At 40.9% G+C, this 17,475-nt stretch carries 15 protein-coding genes and 1 tRNA gene; 8 read left to right on the top strand and 8 right to left on the bottom strand.

What is annotated here, in order from left to right:
- Positions 1–93 precede the first annotated feature (93 nt).
- Both CYL18_RS08625 and CYL18_RS08620 read right to left on the bottom strand, forming a co-directional pair.
- Positions 94–1,446 carry an ABC transporter substrate-binding protein gene (locus tag CYL18_RS08625; RefSeq protein ID WP_104849098.1) on the bottom strand — a complete coding sequence of 451 codons (1,353 nt, stop codon included), beginning with the start codon at positions 1,444–1,446 and terminating at the stop codon, positions 94–96.
- Between the two features lie 606 nt (positions 1,447–2,052).
- A complete protein-coding gene (locus tag CYL18_RS08620; protein WP_104849097.1) occupies positions 2,053–2,787 on the bottom strand; it encodes an alpha/beta fold hydrolase in 735 nt (244 codons plus the stop codon).
- 355 nt (positions 2,788–3,142) lie between these two features.
- Between CYL18_RS08620 and CYL18_RS08615 the strand changes: the two genes are divergently transcribed.
- On the top strand, positions 3,143–4,573 hold the full coding sequence (locus tag CYL18_RS08615; RefSeq protein ID WP_104849096.1) for a carbon starvation CstA family protein: 1,431 nt from the start codon (positions 3,143–3,145) through the stop codon (positions 4,571–4,573).
- Positions 4,574–4,822: 249 nt separating this feature from the next.
- Here CYL18_RS08615 and CYL18_RS08610 read toward each other — a convergent pair.
- Positions 4,823–4,895 (bottom strand) — tRNA-Val (locus tag CYL18_RS08610).
- A gap of 940 nt (positions 4,896–5,835) precedes the next feature.
- On the opposite strand from CYL18_RS08610, the gene CYL18_RS08605 reads away from it, so the two are divergent.
- Positions 5,836–6,498 (top strand): acetyltransferase, encoded by a 663-nt coding sequence (locus CYL18_RS08605; protein ID WP_104849095.1) that lies wholly within the window; start codon positions 5,836–5,838, stop codon positions 6,496–6,498.
- Between the two features lie 82 nt (positions 6,499–6,580).
- Entirely contained in the window at positions 6,581–6,925 is a 345-nt protein-coding gene (locus CYL18_RS08600; RefSeq protein WP_104849094.1) for a helix-turn-helix domain-containing protein, read from the top strand.
- Between the two features lie 220 nt (positions 6,926–7,145).
- Here CYL18_RS08600 and CYL18_RS08595 read toward each other — a convergent pair whose 3' ends face one another.
- Entirely contained in the window at positions 7,146–7,934 is a 789-nt protein-coding gene (locus CYL18_RS08595; RefSeq protein ID WP_104849093.1) for a DUF4931 domain-containing protein, read from the bottom strand.
- Between the two features lie 194 nt (positions 7,935–8,128).
- Here CYL18_RS08595 and CYL18_RS08590 point away from each other — a divergent pair, with 194 nt between their 5' ends.
- Positions 8,129–8,392, top strand: a complete 264-nt coding sequence (locus CYL18_RS08590; RefSeq protein ID WP_161497104.1) for a DUF2187 family protein — start codon at positions 8,129–8,131, stop codon at positions 8,390–8,392.
- A 325-nt stretch (positions 8,393–8,717) separates the two neighbouring features.
- Here the strand turns inward: CYL18_RS08590 and CYL18_RS08585 are convergent, their stop codons facing one another.
- The gene (locus CYL18_RS08585) at positions 8,718–9,965 is read right to left on the bottom strand and encodes an MFS transporter (RefSeq protein WP_104849091.1); all 1,248 of its coding nucleotides are present in this window, start codon (positions 9,963–9,965) and stop codon (positions 8,718–8,720) included.
- 185 nt (positions 9,966–10,150) lie between these two features.
- Between CYL18_RS08585 and CYL18_RS08580 the strand changes: the two genes are divergently transcribed.
- Together CYL18_RS08580 and CYL18_RS08575 are read left to right on the top strand one after the other, a co-directional pair.
- Positions 10,151–11,053 carry an AEC family transporter gene (locus CYL18_RS08580; RefSeq protein ID WP_104849090.1) on the top strand — a complete coding sequence of 301 codons (903 nt, stop codon included), beginning with the start codon at positions 10,151–10,153 and terminating at the stop codon, positions 11,051–11,053.
- 341 nt (positions 11,054–11,394) lie between these two features.
- Complete coding sequence (locus CYL18_RS08575; protein ID WP_201741261.1) at positions 11,395–11,883, top strand: DUF1643 domain-containing protein; 489 nt, start codon at positions 11,395–11,397, stop codon at positions 11,881–11,883.
- Positions 11,884–11,913: 30 nt separating this feature from the next.
- On the opposite strand, the gene CYL18_RS08570 is transcribed toward CYL18_RS08575, so the two are convergent.
- The 3 genes from CYL18_RS08570 to CYL18_RS08560 are packed head-to-tail and all read right to left on the bottom strand — an operon-like array spanning position 11,914 to position 13,873.
- Entirely contained in the window at positions 11,914–12,771 is an 858-nt protein-coding gene (locus CYL18_RS08570) for a hypothetical protein (protein ID WP_146102836.1), read from the bottom strand.
- Between the two features lie 22 nt (positions 12,772–12,793).
- Positions 12,794–13,246, bottom strand: coding sequence for a DUF6114 domain-containing protein (locus CYL18_RS08565; RefSeq protein ID WP_104849087.1), 453 nt, complete (start codon positions 13,244–13,246; stop codon positions 12,794–12,796).
- Positions 13,247–13,276: 30 nt separating this feature from the next.
- Positions 13,277–13,873, bottom strand: a complete 597-nt coding sequence (locus tag CYL18_RS08560) for a DUF6230 family protein (RefSeq protein ID WP_104849086.1) — start codon at positions 13,871–13,873, stop codon at positions 13,277–13,279.
- Between the two features lie 288 nt (positions 13,874–14,161).
- Between CYL18_RS08560 and CYL18_RS08555 the strand changes: the two genes are divergently transcribed.
- Both CYL18_RS08555 and CYL18_RS08550 read left to right on the top strand, forming a co-directional pair.
- Complete coding sequence (locus tag CYL18_RS08555; RefSeq protein WP_104849085.1) at positions 14,162–15,643, top strand: LuxR C-terminal-related transcriptional regulator; 1,482 nt, start codon at positions 14,162–14,164, stop codon at positions 15,641–15,643.
- A gap of 351 nt (positions 15,644–15,994) precedes the next feature.
- Positions 15,995–17,263: a C40 family peptidase gene (locus CYL18_RS08550; protein WP_236636338.1), complete on the top strand. Its 1,269-nt coding sequence runs from the start codon at positions 15,995–15,997 to the stop codon at positions 17,261–17,263.
- The last annotated feature ends 212 nt before the right edge of the window (positions 17,264–17,475 follow it).

Raw genomic sequence — 17,475 nt, 5'->3', positions numbered from 1 at the left:
TTTTTACATTTATGCCAAACATATTATCCCTTCTCACTTATTAAGATTAGAGATGATGGACATGTTTCGGCATGTCCATCATCTTGTGCAGATTTAGTTTTGATCTCCTATTTTCTGCCTGACTGTATCAGCTGACTGTTTTAACGCTTCTTCTGGTGTTTGAGATTTTTCTCTGAGCACCTTATGCATGATATTAGAATCGATTTCTGTTAAAACGTCAGGTGTATACTCAGAAAGCTGAATGCCTGCTACATTATCTTTGACACTTAATAGGACATCAAAAATATCATCGTGGAAGTATTGATAATACACATTGTCCTCTCTCATTGCAGGGTCTTCCCACACATCCCAGCGAGGAGGGTCGAAGCCTAATTCTTTCCATAGCTGAATGTTTCCTTCTTTGGATAACTTAGCAAAGTATAAAAATTCTTTTGCCAATTCGACATGTTCGGATTGGCTCGTGACAGCCGTGCCTGTTCCTCCCATTGTGACAGATTGATAGTCTGAATCAGACCATTTCGGCATAGGGCGGATTTGGATTTTGCCTTCAAGATCAGGCATATATGTTGTGAAGTCTTTCATATAGTACATCGGAATGACTAAGGAGGCCTGACCACCATCATTCATGAAGCCGTAGAATTCCTCGGTGTGGTACTGTCCGCCAGGAGCGAGTTCAGCGATTTTATGTTTGTTAACGAGGTCATTGATAAATTCTAAAGTCTCGATATTTTTTTCATTATCTAAAGTCAGCTTGCCATTTTCGTTAAAGAAATCCGAGCCTTTTTGAGCAACATAAGGCCAAATTCCATACCAGTTATCCGCAATGGTTGTCATCGGCTTGCCGGTCTTTTCAACGACTTTTTTCCCGGCTTCTACATAATCATCCCAAGTCTTGATTGAATCAATATCCACGCCAGCCTCATCCATGATTTCTGTATTATAGTAAACTACTGATGCGCCTAAGTGGGTTGGAGCCCCATAATACTTTCCGTCTTTCGCGTAGATGTTGATCCTTTCTTCCATGAAGCTGTCTAACTCAGGTTCAATCAAATCATTAAGCGGCTCTAGTTGAACATCGCCTTTTAGAAAATTCGGGAATTTGGCAAGTTCAATATCTGCTATATCTGGTGCGCCTGAGCCTGATTGCAAGGCCATTAGCAAGTTATTGTGCATCTGGTCAAATGGATAGTTTTCAACAGTCAATTTGATTGCTTTATCAGGGTTTTCTTTATTCCAGCGATCAGCAGCATTGGCATAGAAGGTAGCATGTGTTCCGGCGAAGGTCCAAAATGATAATTCCGTTGCATCTTCAATATCTTCACCAGCAGTTTTCACATCATCTGCATTCGCAGGGGCCGAATCTTCCGAGCCGCCACTGCATGCTGCCAAAAAGAATACCGAAAACAATAGTAAAGCACTAATTACCGAAAGCATTTTTTTATTCATTTTATTTTCCCACCTTTACTTTATTTGTTCATCGAACAAACTAAGTGAATAAAAACCGTTAACTTTTTATGAACCTTCGCCCCTCCTCCGGTAAAAGATTTCTAGAAAAGGAAATGAAAACGCATTCATTTCATAGTTAATTATAAAAACACATATACGTACATGTCAACATAGAATTGGGATTTAACGGTTAAATTGGTATTATTGTGGTTCGAGTCAAATTTTGAATAAACCGTCTCAGGTATATTAAGAAGAGTAAAAAGTAGAAGTTTGTTATGGGACAAATAGAAATAAAAACAGGATGAAATTCCTAGAGGTCTTTTCCTTTATAGACTATTGTAATATGTTTTTTCACGCAATTATTCCGTTCTATAAACTTAAAATTATCCGTACAAGTTTATGATAGGCTCTGTTAATACTGACCGTGGACTATTTAAACAAAAAATTCTATATGATGAGGGCGAAGTATCGTAATAATCAGCGGATGCAGGAGACACTGTCTTTTATTTAGAATAGACGAAAATGATTTGTAAAGAGTTTAAAATAGCCCGCCCGTGACACGGGCGGGCTATAGCTGTATCCGAAAGGGGAAAAGAAGCCTGGTTTTTATCTTTGATAATGATTCAGCCATTTTAACGTTTCGTCTACGAGTTCATCCTGCTGTTCTTTTGCTGAAATGGTTGCTTTTCCGTCCCCGTCTTGGATTCCATACATTCCGAATTGGGCATGGTTCCCGCCTTTAACTTCATATAGGGTTGCGTCAGACGAAAGTAAATAGTTTGTATCAGCTATTTTATCCGTTGTCGTTAATCCATCAAACTCGGCATAGAGGGAGAGGGTGGGGAGGTCAGTTTCCGAAAAATCATTTGAATCGCTCGGATAGGAACCCAATAAGATTAAACCCCTTACGTTTTCGAGATGATCGTAAGCATAAGATGCTGCAGCCACGCCGCCAAGTGAATGTCCGCCTACATACCAATTTGTGATATCGCTGAACTCATCTCTAATTAAATCCGCCTGATTAATATCGAGCAGGGCAAAGTTCAAGTTGACTTTCGGAACAATCACCAAATACCCTTTATCCGCGATACCTTGGGCATAGTAGCTATACGCTTCAGGCTCTACTTTAGCTCCAGGATAAAGAATGATCCCGCTTTTTGCTTTTTCTTTAGGTTCGAACACAAGCCAGTTTTCTTCCTTCTGGATGTTATCCAAATCTACATAAGAGGCAACTTCTTCCGATGCTTTGTACGTTTGTTGGGACCAAATATAGAAGCCCGAAAGCCCCAACACGGCAATAATCAATAGTATACCTACGCTAATAGTAATAATCTTCTTCATAAAATGCCTTCTTCTCTTTCATTTAATAGTATGCAAATCCAATTTTATCATAAAGAACTTCCGTGCTATGGATAAATTCTATCCAACAAAGAAGGTGGTTCTTTTCTTTAATCATATAAGATTTGTATGTGAAGGTGGCTCGGAATATTTATGTACGGTACCAAAATCGAGTAATTCAATGTGACTCCTCCTACGTGGATTGATAGGACATTGCACAATGGCTTTTACATATGATCGAGGTTTTTAATATTTTCTAAAAATATAAAATTTTATAAATAAATAATTTGTTGAATCGTGATTCTTGTTATATAATTTGAATTATCTGAAAAATAAAACTACTTAGTGGAGGTTCCATATGTTTACGCTTATAGGTGCTATTATTCTGTTGTTATTTGGTTATATTGTTTACGGTAAGTTTGTAGAAAAGGTGTTTGTGGTGAATGATGGAACTCCTACACCGGCTTATACAAAAACAGACAATTTGGATTATGTTCCGATGCCGGCGTGGAAGGGCTGGACCATTCAGTTATTGAATATAGCCGGCCTTGGTCCTATATATGGTGCGATTGCAGGGGCTTTATATGGTCCGGTTGCCATGGTTTGGATTGTTTTAGGATGTATTTTTGCAGGAGCGGTACATGATTATTTTGCAGGAATGCTTTCCGTTCGACATGGAGGTGCACAATTTCCTGCGCTTGTCCAAAAGTATTTGGGAAAAGTGATGCGTGTTTTTACAGACATCGTATCAGTCGTTTTGATGGTATTGGTTGCGGCTGCTTTCACGGCAGGTCCTGCAGCTGTCATTTCAGCTAAAACTGGCATTACATTCATGCTCGCAATTATCATTATTTTTGTATACTTCTTGTTGGCCGCTATTTTGCCAATCAATAAAATTATTGGCCGTATTTATCCTATATTCGGAGCTGTCTTATTGATTACGGCTGGGGCAGTTTTAATATCCTTACTGTTTTCCGATATTAAAGTGCCTGAATTGTCATTTGCTAATATGCATCCATCCGAATTACCTGTTTGGCCGCTATTGATGGTTACGATTTCCTGTGGTGCTATTTCTGGTTTCCATTCTACACAAAGCCCGATTATCTCCCGTACATTGAAAAAGGAAACGGAAGGTAGAAAAGTGTTTTATGGAGCTATGATTGGTGAAGGAATCATTGCATTGATCTGGTGTGCAGCAGGAATGAGTTTTTATGGAGGAACAGGAGAGCTTGGATCGGTTATTGCTTCGGTGGGTGCCGGTGGTGTAGTAGACCAAATTTCTGTTGGGCTGCTAGGAACGATAGGTGGTCTATTAGCGGTGCTGAGTGTCATTATCCTGCCGATTACGACAGGCGATACATCTCTTCGCTCAGCCCGGATGATTGTGCTCGACTTTTTAGGATCCCGTGTTAAAGGTAATCCAAAAACAATAGCCGTTGCGGCAACAGTTGCCGTTACGATTCCGTCATTTTATCTTTCAACAATTGATTATCAATTTTTATGGCGCTATGTAGGCATGACAAACCAAATGGTTGCAACCGTTATGTTATGGGTGGCTACTTCTTATTTGTTAAAAGAAGCAAAATTACACTGGATTTCAGGTTTACCCGCTCTGTTTATGACAGCGGTGGTCTTTACTTACTTGATGGTCGCACCTGAAGGGTTCGGATTGGAATATAATCTGGGGATGACTATCGGATTATCGGCTACGGTCGCTGTTGGTTTATTTTACGCCTATCAAATCATGCGGTTTAATAAATTGAATGTTCCTGCTCTAGCTAAAAAATAATGATGTGTGCATTCACATTCATCCCTGAACATGTGGGGGATGTGAATGCACTTTTCTTTTTACCTATATATATTTTAAAGTTGCGGTTTGATTGATTAATCCCAGGAATGCAGAAATAGTGGGGCAACAAACACTCCTTGAATCTATATGAATGTGCGTAATGCTGATTAGTAATAAGTACGTGTGTTACTGAAAATAGAAAAAGGCATAAACCTTTATAAACAAAGGTTTATGCCTTTTTAAGATGTATGATCCCGACTGGGTTCGAACCAGCGACCCCCACCCTGTCAAGGTGGTGCTCTCCCAGCTGAGCTACGGAATCACGTATGTAAATGTTTAAGACAATATTTAATATAAATGCTTATGAAATAAAAGTCAATATGTCTTGATAAACTTTTTTCAATAAAATATATTCCTCCATTGTTTCCTCGTGCTATGCCTTTAGGAGCTGTTCAATGATTCTACCAATCTAGCATCTGAAAATTTGCCGAAAAAATTAATTCGTTGTAAATTATTTTGTTTACATAAATATCTGATTGACAAGTTAAATTATAAAATGGTATTTTTATCCTATAAGATTCTTAATATAGAACTAAAATCCCAATGTCAAAACAACTAACTAATCATAATTTAGTATATTTATTTACAATTAGAGAATTCAAGGGTAGCTATGCAGCTTCGCCCGCAGTGATATTCTCGCTTTGTTCGGTCTTAATCAAGAACAAAAAAACATAAAGATGTACTTGCATAGAGGTCCGCTCCAGTCTTTCCTGAATCATGTTTTTAACGAGACAGCTGATAATCATAACGATACACAGAACTATCTTGCAGAATTATTTTTCCTATGACAACAAGGCATTCTATTTGATTTATAATAAGGATATTCCTTCTGATCCATTGTTAGGTTGCACGAACTAACCGAATATATAGGCGGTTGTGGTTCAGCTTTACAATGGAAGAAACAGATTATACTTTTCAACATAGTTCAGACTGGTATCCCGAATGATTAAATCAAAAGTAGGGTAGGAAGAATAATAAGTAACCTTTAGATTAACGTACATAAACCATTACCTGGGTGATTGCATGACATCTAAGTGGGACATCCGCTGATATTCTCATTTTCGCTTTGATAGTGGGGAAGTGTGGAATCTGCAATCAATCTGGAGTGGCAGGGTTTTAGCATCAGAGGGAGTTAAACAAAGGAGGCAGGCGACTGTGTTTTATTATGATGAGTCCGCTCGTATTCGAGGAGTGGGGCATAGGTGAATTATATATTAGTTGGGGATGGCGGACATAGCAGGGTTATTCAGGAGATGATTGAGAGTGCAGCCCCAAGCAGGATTGCCGCTTACTTGGATGATCGGTATAAAAAGCTGGTCAAGAGGGGGGATATTTATTATGGACCGATTAGTGCGGCTCGGTCAGTTTTAAGACATGTGTATTGTGGGAAACTGGTCATTACGGTTGCTGACAATTTGACGAGAAAGTCAGTGGTTAAGCGATTGAACCTTGCGGATGATTGTTATACATCGGTCATTTCCACACATGCCATCGTAAGCCCGAGTGCTGAGATTGGAGCAGGCACAGTGGTGATGCCTGGGGCAATCGTTAATGCGGAGGCGAAGGTCGGCAAGCATGGAATCATTAATACGGCCTCTGTCGTTGAACATAATTGCCGCTTAAGCGATTTTGCCCATATTTCATCAAAAGCCTGTTTGACGAGTGGGGTCAAGGTAAGGGAGGGTGTGCTGGTTGGCGCGAATGCAACCGTCATTCCGGATGTGGAAATTGGGCAATGGGCTGTGGTAGGGGCTGGAGCGACAGTGACGAGCGATGTTCCTGAATTTGCACAGGCTTTAGGGGTGCCGGCAAAAGTGGTTAATCAAGAAAAGGGCGGTGGTTTTAATGCCTATATGAGCTTCTAATATAGTAAATCCTTCTGGCACGGTAAAATTGAAGAGTTGACTGCCTGGAAACAGCCATGTCCATTTCGGAAAGGAGATTTTCATGATCGGAAAAAACATTCAACAAATAAGGAAGAGAAGAGGAATGACCCTGACTCAGCTGGCTGTAAATGCAGGAATATCGAAATCGTATTTAAGCAATATCGAGCGAGGCGTCAACCAGAATCCATCCATTGAAGTTCTGAAGAGGCTTGCGCTTGTCTTGCATGTTGATTTAAAGACATTGCTGAAGATTGAGCAGCAAAGACAGCCAGATGAGAACCTGAATGAAGAGTTGATTGATTTGATTGAGGAACTGAAAAAGACCGTGATTGAAAAGGAGGACATGGAGGAATATCGGGCCTTGATAGAATATATCAAATGGAAAACGAAGAACGTGAAAAGCTGAGCATAATTGTCCCTGTGTCTGAAACGAGGTTCTTTTTGAGGCGAAGGGTACATCCTATTTATAAATAGGCCATTCCTTGGCAGAGAATATGGTGAATGGTATGGAGACATTTGGGGCGGATGCAAGACAATCCGCTTTTTATTATGCCTTTAAGAGGACATACGGTGGGTACAATACTGACAATCCTTTTGGAGAAATTAAAATAAGCCTAGCCAGGAGGCTAAGCAAGCTCACTCCTGGCATAAGCGGAATAAAGGGCGGATAAATCTTTTGTCATACGATTCAAATCGATATCCATGAGGACTTGTGGGATTTTATAGCCCACAAATAGCGGAGAAACGACAAAGCGGGGAATGGCCTTGCAGATGATTTTGTCATTGAAGCGGTAAAAGAATAGATTAAAGCTATTGCAGCCTTTGTGAAATCCGTTCAGTATGTAACGAATTAGGACTTGGAGCATATCTGCGAAAGTATCGTATTGATTGTCTGCAGATGCTAGTAGATTAAATTCGGTAAACCCGATGATTGGATAAGCGGAGATGGTCAGCTCAACTCCGTTATGAGTGAAGGCATTGGTTCCCTCGAAGTTGGCCATCGTGATGTTTTGATGGTAATCCACCTCGTTCATGCCGATGATTTGCATATGCGGATGGCTGATGCTGCCGCCGGAATAGGGACCATGGTTTTTAAATAATATAACCGATCGATAACGGTCTGTCCCTTCAATTTCCTGCCATTTATCAAGGCAAAACCTCATTAATTTCCTCATATGAGATGTAGAGTATTGTCTCATATCTGACGTGCATTCATCTGTTTCAATAATAACTGTCTGATAGGTATCCTTTAATGTTGGGTATTTGTTCATGAGCCAGATGATATTTCCTTCCCTAGCCAGGATTTCTTCCAATTCCTCTGTCCGGCAAAAGGGGCAATCAGTGTTTTGGTTGCGGATGGTATTTGGCTTTTGGCTGATGAGGGCACTGGAAAAGAATAACTGCTGATGTTCCAATAAACACACCTTCCTTTAGGGAGCTATGTGAATCAATCACAGTTCTTTTCTTTGATTTTACCCAATATAAGGAAATTGTACAAATTAAAAAAATCACCCTTAATGTATAAACTTATCCCTAATTCTCCGATAGTAACTATAAGAGTGTTTATTTGACCAATAACATAATAATAAGTAAAAGGAGACTATGGCCTGTGTATACAGAAAAGAATATCGGCAAAATTGGTGATGTAATTCATTTTAAGAGAGACAACTTATTTGTCATTGGCCAAATTATTTCGTTAAGAGAAGTGACCTGTGTTGTTGAAATTTCGCAAGCATATGCTGATGAACTGAAGCTTGAAACGACTAGAACGGTGGTGCGGCATGGCAAATACAAAATCTTTGATATGAAGGAGAAAGGTAATCTCCCCTCCTGTGATTATATGCCCGAAACCAACGCTGTATTGCATACATAGGTGCGGTTCATGTTAGCTGAAGATCCATGCTAATGCGACAAGATAACATAAAATCATGAACACGATGGTATAGCTATAATTCACAACAAAGTCTTTTACGATTCTCATGATAAGAGAACTCCCCTTTTATCTAATTATCTATTTTTCTATGAACACATCAATAAAATTCGTGTACATATAAAAAAATATGTGGGTAAAAAGAGAATAATGTAAGTAATTTAGGGTATAAGTAATTTTTTTGCCTAGTTCTTTTGATTGTGTATATTTGATTAAAGACATGATTTCAATCAAAAAGGATAGCCGGATTGGCTATCCTTTTTAGCTATTAATGTGCGACTGTGTCATCATGATTGACGGTGACATATTTATTCGCAGCCCGTTGCAATATCCACATGAGAGCAGCTGAAAGAAAGCTGAGTGTGCCAATCAGGACCCAGGCAGATGAAATCGAGTGCGCGGAAATATAATTTCCCATGATCATTGGACTGGTTGCGTTGCCTGTTCCGATAAGCAAGGGGAGGACGCTGCTCATTCTTCCCCTGTGTGAAGCGGGTGTCATATTCGCCATGAAGGTCGCAGCATTAATGGCAATCAAGATCTCGCCAATCGTCATAATGAAAATAGATAGATAGAATAAGGGGAGAACCGTCGTGAATGCGAGCATGCCGAAGGCTATTGCATAGCAGAGGGCACCACTGGCAATAACGCGAATGGGTCTTGCTTTTTGGGTAATCCTCGTCAAGATTGGGGTAAAGATAATCACCAAAATTCCATTAAAGGAAGCGAGGATTCCGAAATGTGACGCACCGATATCACCGAATAATTCATTTAAATGAAGCGGGATGGAGAAGGCCCATTGTGTATAGGCGAACTCGATGCAGAGCAGAATCAAGGCAAACATGATCAGGATTGGCCGTGATAATAATACTTTAAAGATGGAGCCTTCGACATTCTGTTCGAGAACTCTGTCTGTCTCTGTGACAGTGCGCTTTGTTTCTTTAATGAAGATAACGATGAGGGTAGTAGCGAACAGGGTGCAAATGCCATCGATGATAAAGATAAGGGACAGAAAATCCTTGAACAGCAGCCCGGCAATCGCTGGGCCTATCGCAAATCCGATATTCCAGCCCATATAAACAAGGGAATAGGCACCTTTGCGATTGTCGGGACTCGTTAAATCAGCCAGTATGGCATCATAAGCGGGTGAACACATGATGAAAAAGAAGGATGCGGCCATAATCATGTACACCATCAACATGGAAGGGGAGACAAATCCGACAGCGATATAGATGAATGCTCCTAGTCCCTGGCAGGCGAAGATAATCCATTTCCGGTTGAATAAATCAGTAAGCTTTCCCCCTAGCAGCAAACCAGGAACGGCGATGACGGAGATGAAGGTAATATAGGTACCGGCAATACCCGTATCTAAACCGACCTTCTGCGTCAAAATTAGGACGAGCAATGGGTTGACGAATCCACCCAGGCTGTTCATGATCCTGGCAATAAAAATAATATAGATTTCCTTCGGCAGTCCTTTATAAGGAATGAATAATTGCTTAAGTCCGTTTATCATGGTTCCTCCAACGATGGTATTTTTTTCTATAATCATAGCATTCTACCGTGCTTCAGAAAAGATGAATATTTAGCAGCAGTTGCATTGAATGGGGGAAGGCTTGTATGTTTTAGCGGTTATGCGTTGTGATATAAACATAGGGGTGCTTTATATAGAAGGAAACGGAAGAGAGAAGGGGTTGAAAGTTGGCTTTTTTTAATGTATTAATTCCTGTATTTGCGATATTCATATTAGGCTATATTGGAGAGAAGAAAATCGGGTTCGACCCAAAATCCATCTCGGCCATGTCATTATATATCATGACTCCGGTGCTTGTATTTAAGACTTTCTACACGAACGTGCTTGATAGTGATTATTTGTACATTACGATTTTCGCATTGGGGCTTTGTGCTGCGCTCATTTTGCTTGTTTATTTTATTTCCTATATTCGAGGCTATTCCACTAGGGAGAAATGTGGACTGATTCTCGGTTCGGTCTTTATGAATAACGGGAATTATGGAACCCCAGTAGCTCTATTGCTTTTTGGGGCTGCAGGGTTTGATTACGCAGTCATACTGATGGTTATCCAAACAATCGTGATGGCGACTGTTGGCATCTATTTTGCTGCACGCGGCAGTGATATTGGAGGCGGCTTTAAGGATACGATAGGTGTGGTCATGAGGATGCCGATCATTTATGGAGCAGTGGCAGGCTGGCTTTTTCAAGTGACAGGCATTACGATTGGTTCCTCGTTCATGACGACACTTGACCTCGTTGGGAATGCGGCTATTCCGACAATCATGCTGGTCTTGGGAATGCAACTCGCAAAGATTTCCCTTAAGAACGTTGAAAAAGAGAAAGTGTTTTATGCTGTGACGCTCAAATTGGCGATTGCTCCTATCATTGCTTGGGGAATCGGGTATTTCCTTCCGGTAGATATGCTGCTGAAGCAATTAATGGTCGTTATGGCCGGAATGCCTGCGGCAGCTAATACAACGATGTATGCAATTCAATTCAATACCGAGCCTGAATTTGTTTCTGTCTGTACATTTGTATCGACGATTCTTAGCTTAGTATCGCTTCCGGTGATATTCGCCTTCATCTTGTAATGTGAATAAACTCACTGCGGGATCCGTTTAATAGTAGAGACGAATGCACCAGAGATTGACCAATTACAGTTTCATGCATCAGCTATTTGGGCAACTATAATTTTCTAGACTCCTAATCAATAAGGCTATTAATCGTTTTGACGAAAGCTGATCTTGAGAAGAGCAGGTTCCTAAGGAATAAATAAGCAAGCTTTAGACTCCTCTACCCGAATATAGTTTGGACAATTAACGTACGTTGTTTTTGTAACCAAGCTCGCTTCCAAAATTATCTATTCGCTCTCATCATAAAAATGGGCGGAGCAGATTATATATAGTAAGAAGAAATGGGAGGAGGAGATGGCTTGGAATATAGCGCTATCATTAAAGGGAATTATCGATATTCCCTCAAAAGGGAATGGGATGACTATAATTTAAATAAAGCCGTTTTCGTCCTTTTGAATCCTAGCACAGCAGATGACACCCTTGATGATCGGACGACACAGCGTTGTATCTCCTTTGCGAAGAAAATGGGTTGCGGATCCTTGGAACTCGTGAATGTTTTTGCGTATCGGTGCACGAATTGGAGGGAATTGAAGGAATTGTCCAAGGAGGAAGCGATTGGTCCAGAGAACCAATTTTACCTCGAAAATGCCTTACATAGCGGGGCGAAAATATTAGTCGGATGGGGAGAGAACTGCACGATTCATCATAAGGACTATCAAGAACTGGCTGAATGGTTCAAAGGCTATTCACCCTATTGTCTGGGTGTGACGAAAGATGGCCACCCAAGACATCCTTTATATGTGAAAAGTGATACACCAATAGAAATATACCGATTTCCGGAATGCTAAAACAAGTGAAAAGCTGCCGAATTGGCAGCTTTATTGGTTTGTATTTGGTGTTGTTGGAGCCGCATCACCGCTTCCGCTGTCTTCTTGTTCAGGAGGGAGTTCTGAGTCAGCGGGATCTTCCGGTTCCGCCTCATCTTCCTCATTGCCGGGCTCATCTGGTGTATCTGTTTCCGGCTCATCAGGTGTTTCCTTTTCAGTGTCATCGGCTGGTTCTTCTTGGTCAGCAGGGTCTTTCTCTGGATTTTCTTCAGGCAAGGCTTGTTCTGCCGCTTTTTCCTCCTCTATATCCTCCTCAGCCATCTTGTCCTCATCTGAAGAAGTTTCTTCTACCTCTTCTTCTTCCTTACCGCCATTTTGCAGACTCTTTATGATTTGATTTAATCCTTCCTCATTTTGGTCCTTCATTTGATTGGCATTGCCTGCTTCGTAATGTACGGAGAAGTTCGGTAATTCGGCGATATCAGCTGTTTGCTTATACGCCAGCAGTTTAACATCCTTCATACCAAGATAGCCGAGCTTTGGAATGAATAGGCCGCCTAATTCAATATTTGTAATCCGGACTCTCATTTTCTTTAATTTGGTTAAGCCGCCTGATTTAATTACGGTTGTGACCGGACCATTGGGTGTTTGGGTGACCTTTTTGATTACTAGGCCCTTAATCTCGAGATTATCCATCGCTAAGTCAATCATTGGCACCGCTTTACGGGTTGCGGTTTCACCAAAGACAATCAATGGAACACCCAATGTACCGGTAATTTCCTGAGCCTCTATGATGAAACCATCTGTGCCTGAAGAACTGGCCTTTATGGCAGGGGAAGAAGAGGTGAAAAGGTAGATTGTGAAGATGCCTATAATAGCTGCTAGTACTGTTTTTTTCGTTCGCTTCAATATCATCACCATTCCTAAGTGCCTAACGTTTTAATTTGTGAATAACCATATTCTGGCCGGCTGCGATTTGGTCCTCTGCTTCGTTTGTTTGTTTTTTTTGCTTTCGGGCTTTTGGGTATGGCCGCCATGCCAGGATTTTCGCGCCGCCGATAATCCCAAGAAGGGTGCCAATGACAAGACCGCCCATCGCTCCCATGATGGACAAAATGGCACTGACCATGATGAACAGCCCGAAGAAGACGGCAAATTGGGGCATAATAAGGGTCATGATACCGCCGAGCAAAACCATGCCTCCGAGGAAGAACCCTATGAAAAGTGTCGTTCCAGGCAGTGCGGCAATTTCAATGAGCGAAAGCGGAACATACAGAATGACTAAGCCAGAAAGGAGAGCAAGTATTGCTCCCCAAAATGGCCGGCTTTTCCTCCAATTACGGAATCGTTGTCTCTTTGTATTAGTTGATTGAGTTTTAACCATCGTTATCATCCCAATTCCATATTTGATAGATTATAATTTCTCGAAATACACTTTCATGCCAGGCAATGTGAGAGAATCTTGATAGAGGTAAAGCGTTTTAAGAGTGGCATCCGTTAAGATGATTTTTGGTGCCACCTGTGTGAATTCTTCTGCAATCTTTTCTTGCGGGTCTTTAATGTCCCCTACGTAGTTTTCCTGCATGGTCAGTTTCTCAAATCTAGCATCCCCATCAATTTGGGTGGCCTTTTGAATGAGTCCTTTAATTTCCACCGTTTGTTTTGGATCGGATTTAACGACAACCCGTACTCCCATAGCAGGAATATCCTTCGTAATGACCAAGCCTTGGATTTTTACGTCTTTAATTTTGTTTGTCGCGACAACCGCGCCATTTTTCTTCTCTGCCGTATCAGCCATACCGCCCAATAGCTTGAAATCGGTGCCTTCCATCCGGTCAAATTTGACATTAAACTCCCCCATGCCTCCAATTGCGGCAGCAAATATGGTGCCGCTCATGCCGAAGTAAGTTAAGAGTCCCCCAAAGAATATGAATCCGCTAAGAAGTGCTATCCAAAATGTTTTTCTGGCCGTGTGGCCGCCCAATTGAACTACCTCAGCATCATTGCTCATCAACATTCCTCCTCATTCATTCATCCTTAAGATTTTCAGAAGGAGAGAAAGATGCCTGTACGAATACCATTTTCGTAAGCGCTTCCACCTTCTTCCACAATTTTATGTCTATATTGTGTCTTAGTGAATACCTACATTTGTAGCGTTTTTCCATTATGGATTAGAAGAGTGACCTATTTTTGTCGAAAGGGCACGAATGGTTTTTTTGTGTGGAGGAATTTATCTAATGCTTGGCGAAATCATACAACATCAGATAAAGGGTTCAGTCGAAAATGGGGTGAATGATGAATGTCAAAATCATTAACTAATCATATGAACACATTACTATCAAAGGCAATTAAGCTAATGGCCGAGTATGATGATGAGCTGTTAGCGGAATGGAATCAGGTGAAGGATGATTTGGTGGAAATCAATGACCGCTATATTGAATCCTGTGAATTCATCATTGACCGCCTTAATACCTATATGCTTGCCAGCCGGTATGGAGTTGAGGCACCCGCCATTTTAAGCAGGATGAGGGAGGATGCGCTCGAGTATTTCGCCTATCAGCCGGCAGCAGAGAAGATCATTCATCTATTGAACCTGCTAGAAAATGCGACACATACCGTATTGAAGAGGCATATTGAATTTTCGTCCAAGCTTCATCCATCCATTCATTATTTGTTTACGAAGCTTAGTGAGGTATTAGTCAATCTGAATACGGAGGATGAGATGAATCTGGATAAATTATGTGAAAGTCTCATCCAAAATACGAACTTGACGATTGATTGGATTGCAAGAATTGAAGAACAGCCCGATTGCTTTTCGGTGAAAAAGGTTCACGGGAAGATAGGTAAGATAAAGAGGGAGGGGTATTCAACATGGTATGATATTTTGAATACCTTTGGTGTTGACCATTCCACACTCCCTGTCACATATGAGAATGAACTTTTACTAATCGGCTGCGAGAATGCCTTTTTGCATGAGACGATGTCCATGTTATTCAGCCTGATAGACCAGCATGAAAAATCATATTCGACCCAATGGAAGGATGCGGTCATTCTCTTCAATGAATGGATTATTAAGTCACAAACCTTAGAGCAGTCATGTGAGAATATTTGCTACGGATTTGGCGAATTTCTTCCGTTTGAGAGAAGTGCCCTTTTCCGTTTTTCGAATATGGAACAGATGGCAATCGGGCTTTATGCGCATCATTTGGATAAGGATGAAGTTAAGGCGATTCGTGAGCAAATGATTGATATACCAGCCATTCAGCATAAATTGAACCTGCTGAAGCCGGTTGGCCATACAATGAGGAACTTTCAGCCTATTTATATTGAAGATGCGGCATATGGATTCCCGGAGAAGGTAGTGAAACAATTCAATCTGGCCTCCATGATAATAGTCCCCATCTATGTTCCTGAAGAGGGGCAAATGATTGGGGGTGTCTTGCTCGACCAAGGCCCGGGTAAACATTTTCCGATTGATCGAACATTATTCCCGGCGTTAATGAAATTCGGGCAAAGTGCGGGTGAGCTGATGCTGAGGTATATAAAGCCGGATTATGTCAACACGGGTACGGACGTAAGAGAGGGGGTCAGTTTCTCTCCAAGGGAAATTGAAATCATTAAATTGCTGGCAGAAGGGGCTTCTACGACGGAAGCTGCCGTGAAGCTTTATCTGAGTGAGTATACGGTCAGGGATTATATATCTACTATAATGAAAAGGCTGAATGCAAAAAATCGAACGGAGGTGGCTGTGAAAGCGATTAGAATGGGGGTAATAGAATGATAGAAGGGGCAATCGGCTCAACTTTCCGATTGCCTTCTTTCATTAATAAATACCTGATAAATTATTTTTATATAATTTAAGGTCGTATTTGGTCGCTCATTTGTTTAGTTAATGACCTATGCCGAAATCAAGAATGACAATAATCCTTGGATATAAATGGGATAATATTAGGCTATTATTCCTTAAAATATCCTAAATTATGCTAGATAACGACATTTTGAAATATATTTGTAACATAACGATAACTTAATTGTTATGTTTACATGCTATACTTCTATTTGTTAGAACAACTAAGATTAATAGAAAAATTATGCTTACTTAATAGATAAATAGTATTCAGGGGGAAACTACATGTTGAAGAAGAGTTTTATTGCACTGAACACAGCTCTACTGATCGGTTTCGGAAGCTTAGCGGCAATTCCGTCGGCAAGTGCAGAGAAAGACCCAGCGAAGCAAGCTGCTGTTGATAATGCACAAGCATCACTAGATAAGGTGCAAGCTGAAATCGCTGCATTGAACAAGCGCATCAAGCAAGTTGATCAAGCGGTGAAAGACAATCAGGCAATGATTAGTTCAACAGAAAAAGAAATCAACTCAAAGAAAAAACAAGTTAAGCAGCTTGAAACAGAAGTTGCTGAATTGGAGAAACGCATCGAAGAGCGTAATGAAATCTTGAAACAGCGTGCAGTTACATACCAACAAACAAATGGTGATGCATCTTACCTGGAAGTTTTGCTTGGTTCAAGCAGCTTTGGTGATTTCATTGAGCGTGTCGGAGCTGTTTCCACAATCGTAAAAGCAGACCGCAAGCTGATGCAAGAAGCTCAAGAGGATCAAGAAGCTCTGGAAAAGAAAAAAGAAACAGTTACGAATACGCTTGCTGATTTAAATGACAAGAAGACTGAGCTTGTCGGCATGCAAGCAGATATTCTTGAACAGCAAAAACAAAACGAAACATTAAAAGCAACATTGAAAGATAAAGAAGCTGAAAGCAAACGCCAATTGGCAGAGGCTGAAGCTCAAAATATCGATATCGTCGTTCAGGAAGTAACAGAGGAAGCTGTCAATGCAGCTGCAGTAACAACGGTTGCTAATGCAAGTTCGACTTCATCCGAAACGACGAAAAAAGATGAAACGAAAAAGGAAAACTCTCCAAGTTCTTCTTCTAGCTCATCAAAACCAAGTTCATCAAAACCTAGTAGTTCTTCATCTAGCAGTTCTACTTCATCTAGTAAAAGCATCCAAAAGGTTGTTTCAGCAGGCTATAAATACATCGGAAATTCTGTTTATGTATTCGGCGGCGGACGTACTGCATCAGATATCGCGGCAGGACGCTTTGATTGCTCCGGTTTCGTAAGCTGGGCATTCAGACAAGGCGGTTACTCTGTACCAGCGAGCACAAGCGCGCTTGTATCAGCAGGAACAAAAGTGTCTTACAGCAACATCCAAGTTGGAGATATGGTATTCTTCAATACTTACAAAACTAACGGCCACGTAGGTATCTACGTTGGTAACGGTAAATTCATCGGATCCCAAAACTCTACTGGCGTAGCGGTTGCCGATATGAGCAGCGGATACTGGAAAAAAACATTCAGCGGACTAGTTGTACGTGTTCGCTAAGAATAGATAAAGAGAACCGCCTCCATTGGAGGCGGTTTTTGTTTTTATGGAGAAAAAGGTTCATGAATTGAACGAGTTTCTTCTATTATAATTAGTACTATTTTAGCATTCATGAAGACGTACCTAATGGGTTAGTGAACTGCACCCCGAATAGTGGACACTTTAAAAAAAGTGGACCCTATTCGGGGTTTTCCTATTCTCTTTCAGGAAAA

It is taken from the genome of Pradoshia eiseniae, assembly GCF_002946355.1.
GTDB lineage: Bacteria > Bacillota > Bacilli > Bacillales > Pradoshiaceae > Pradoshia > Pradoshia eiseniae.
This window is presented reverse-complemented; position numbering and strand designations above follow the sequence as displayed.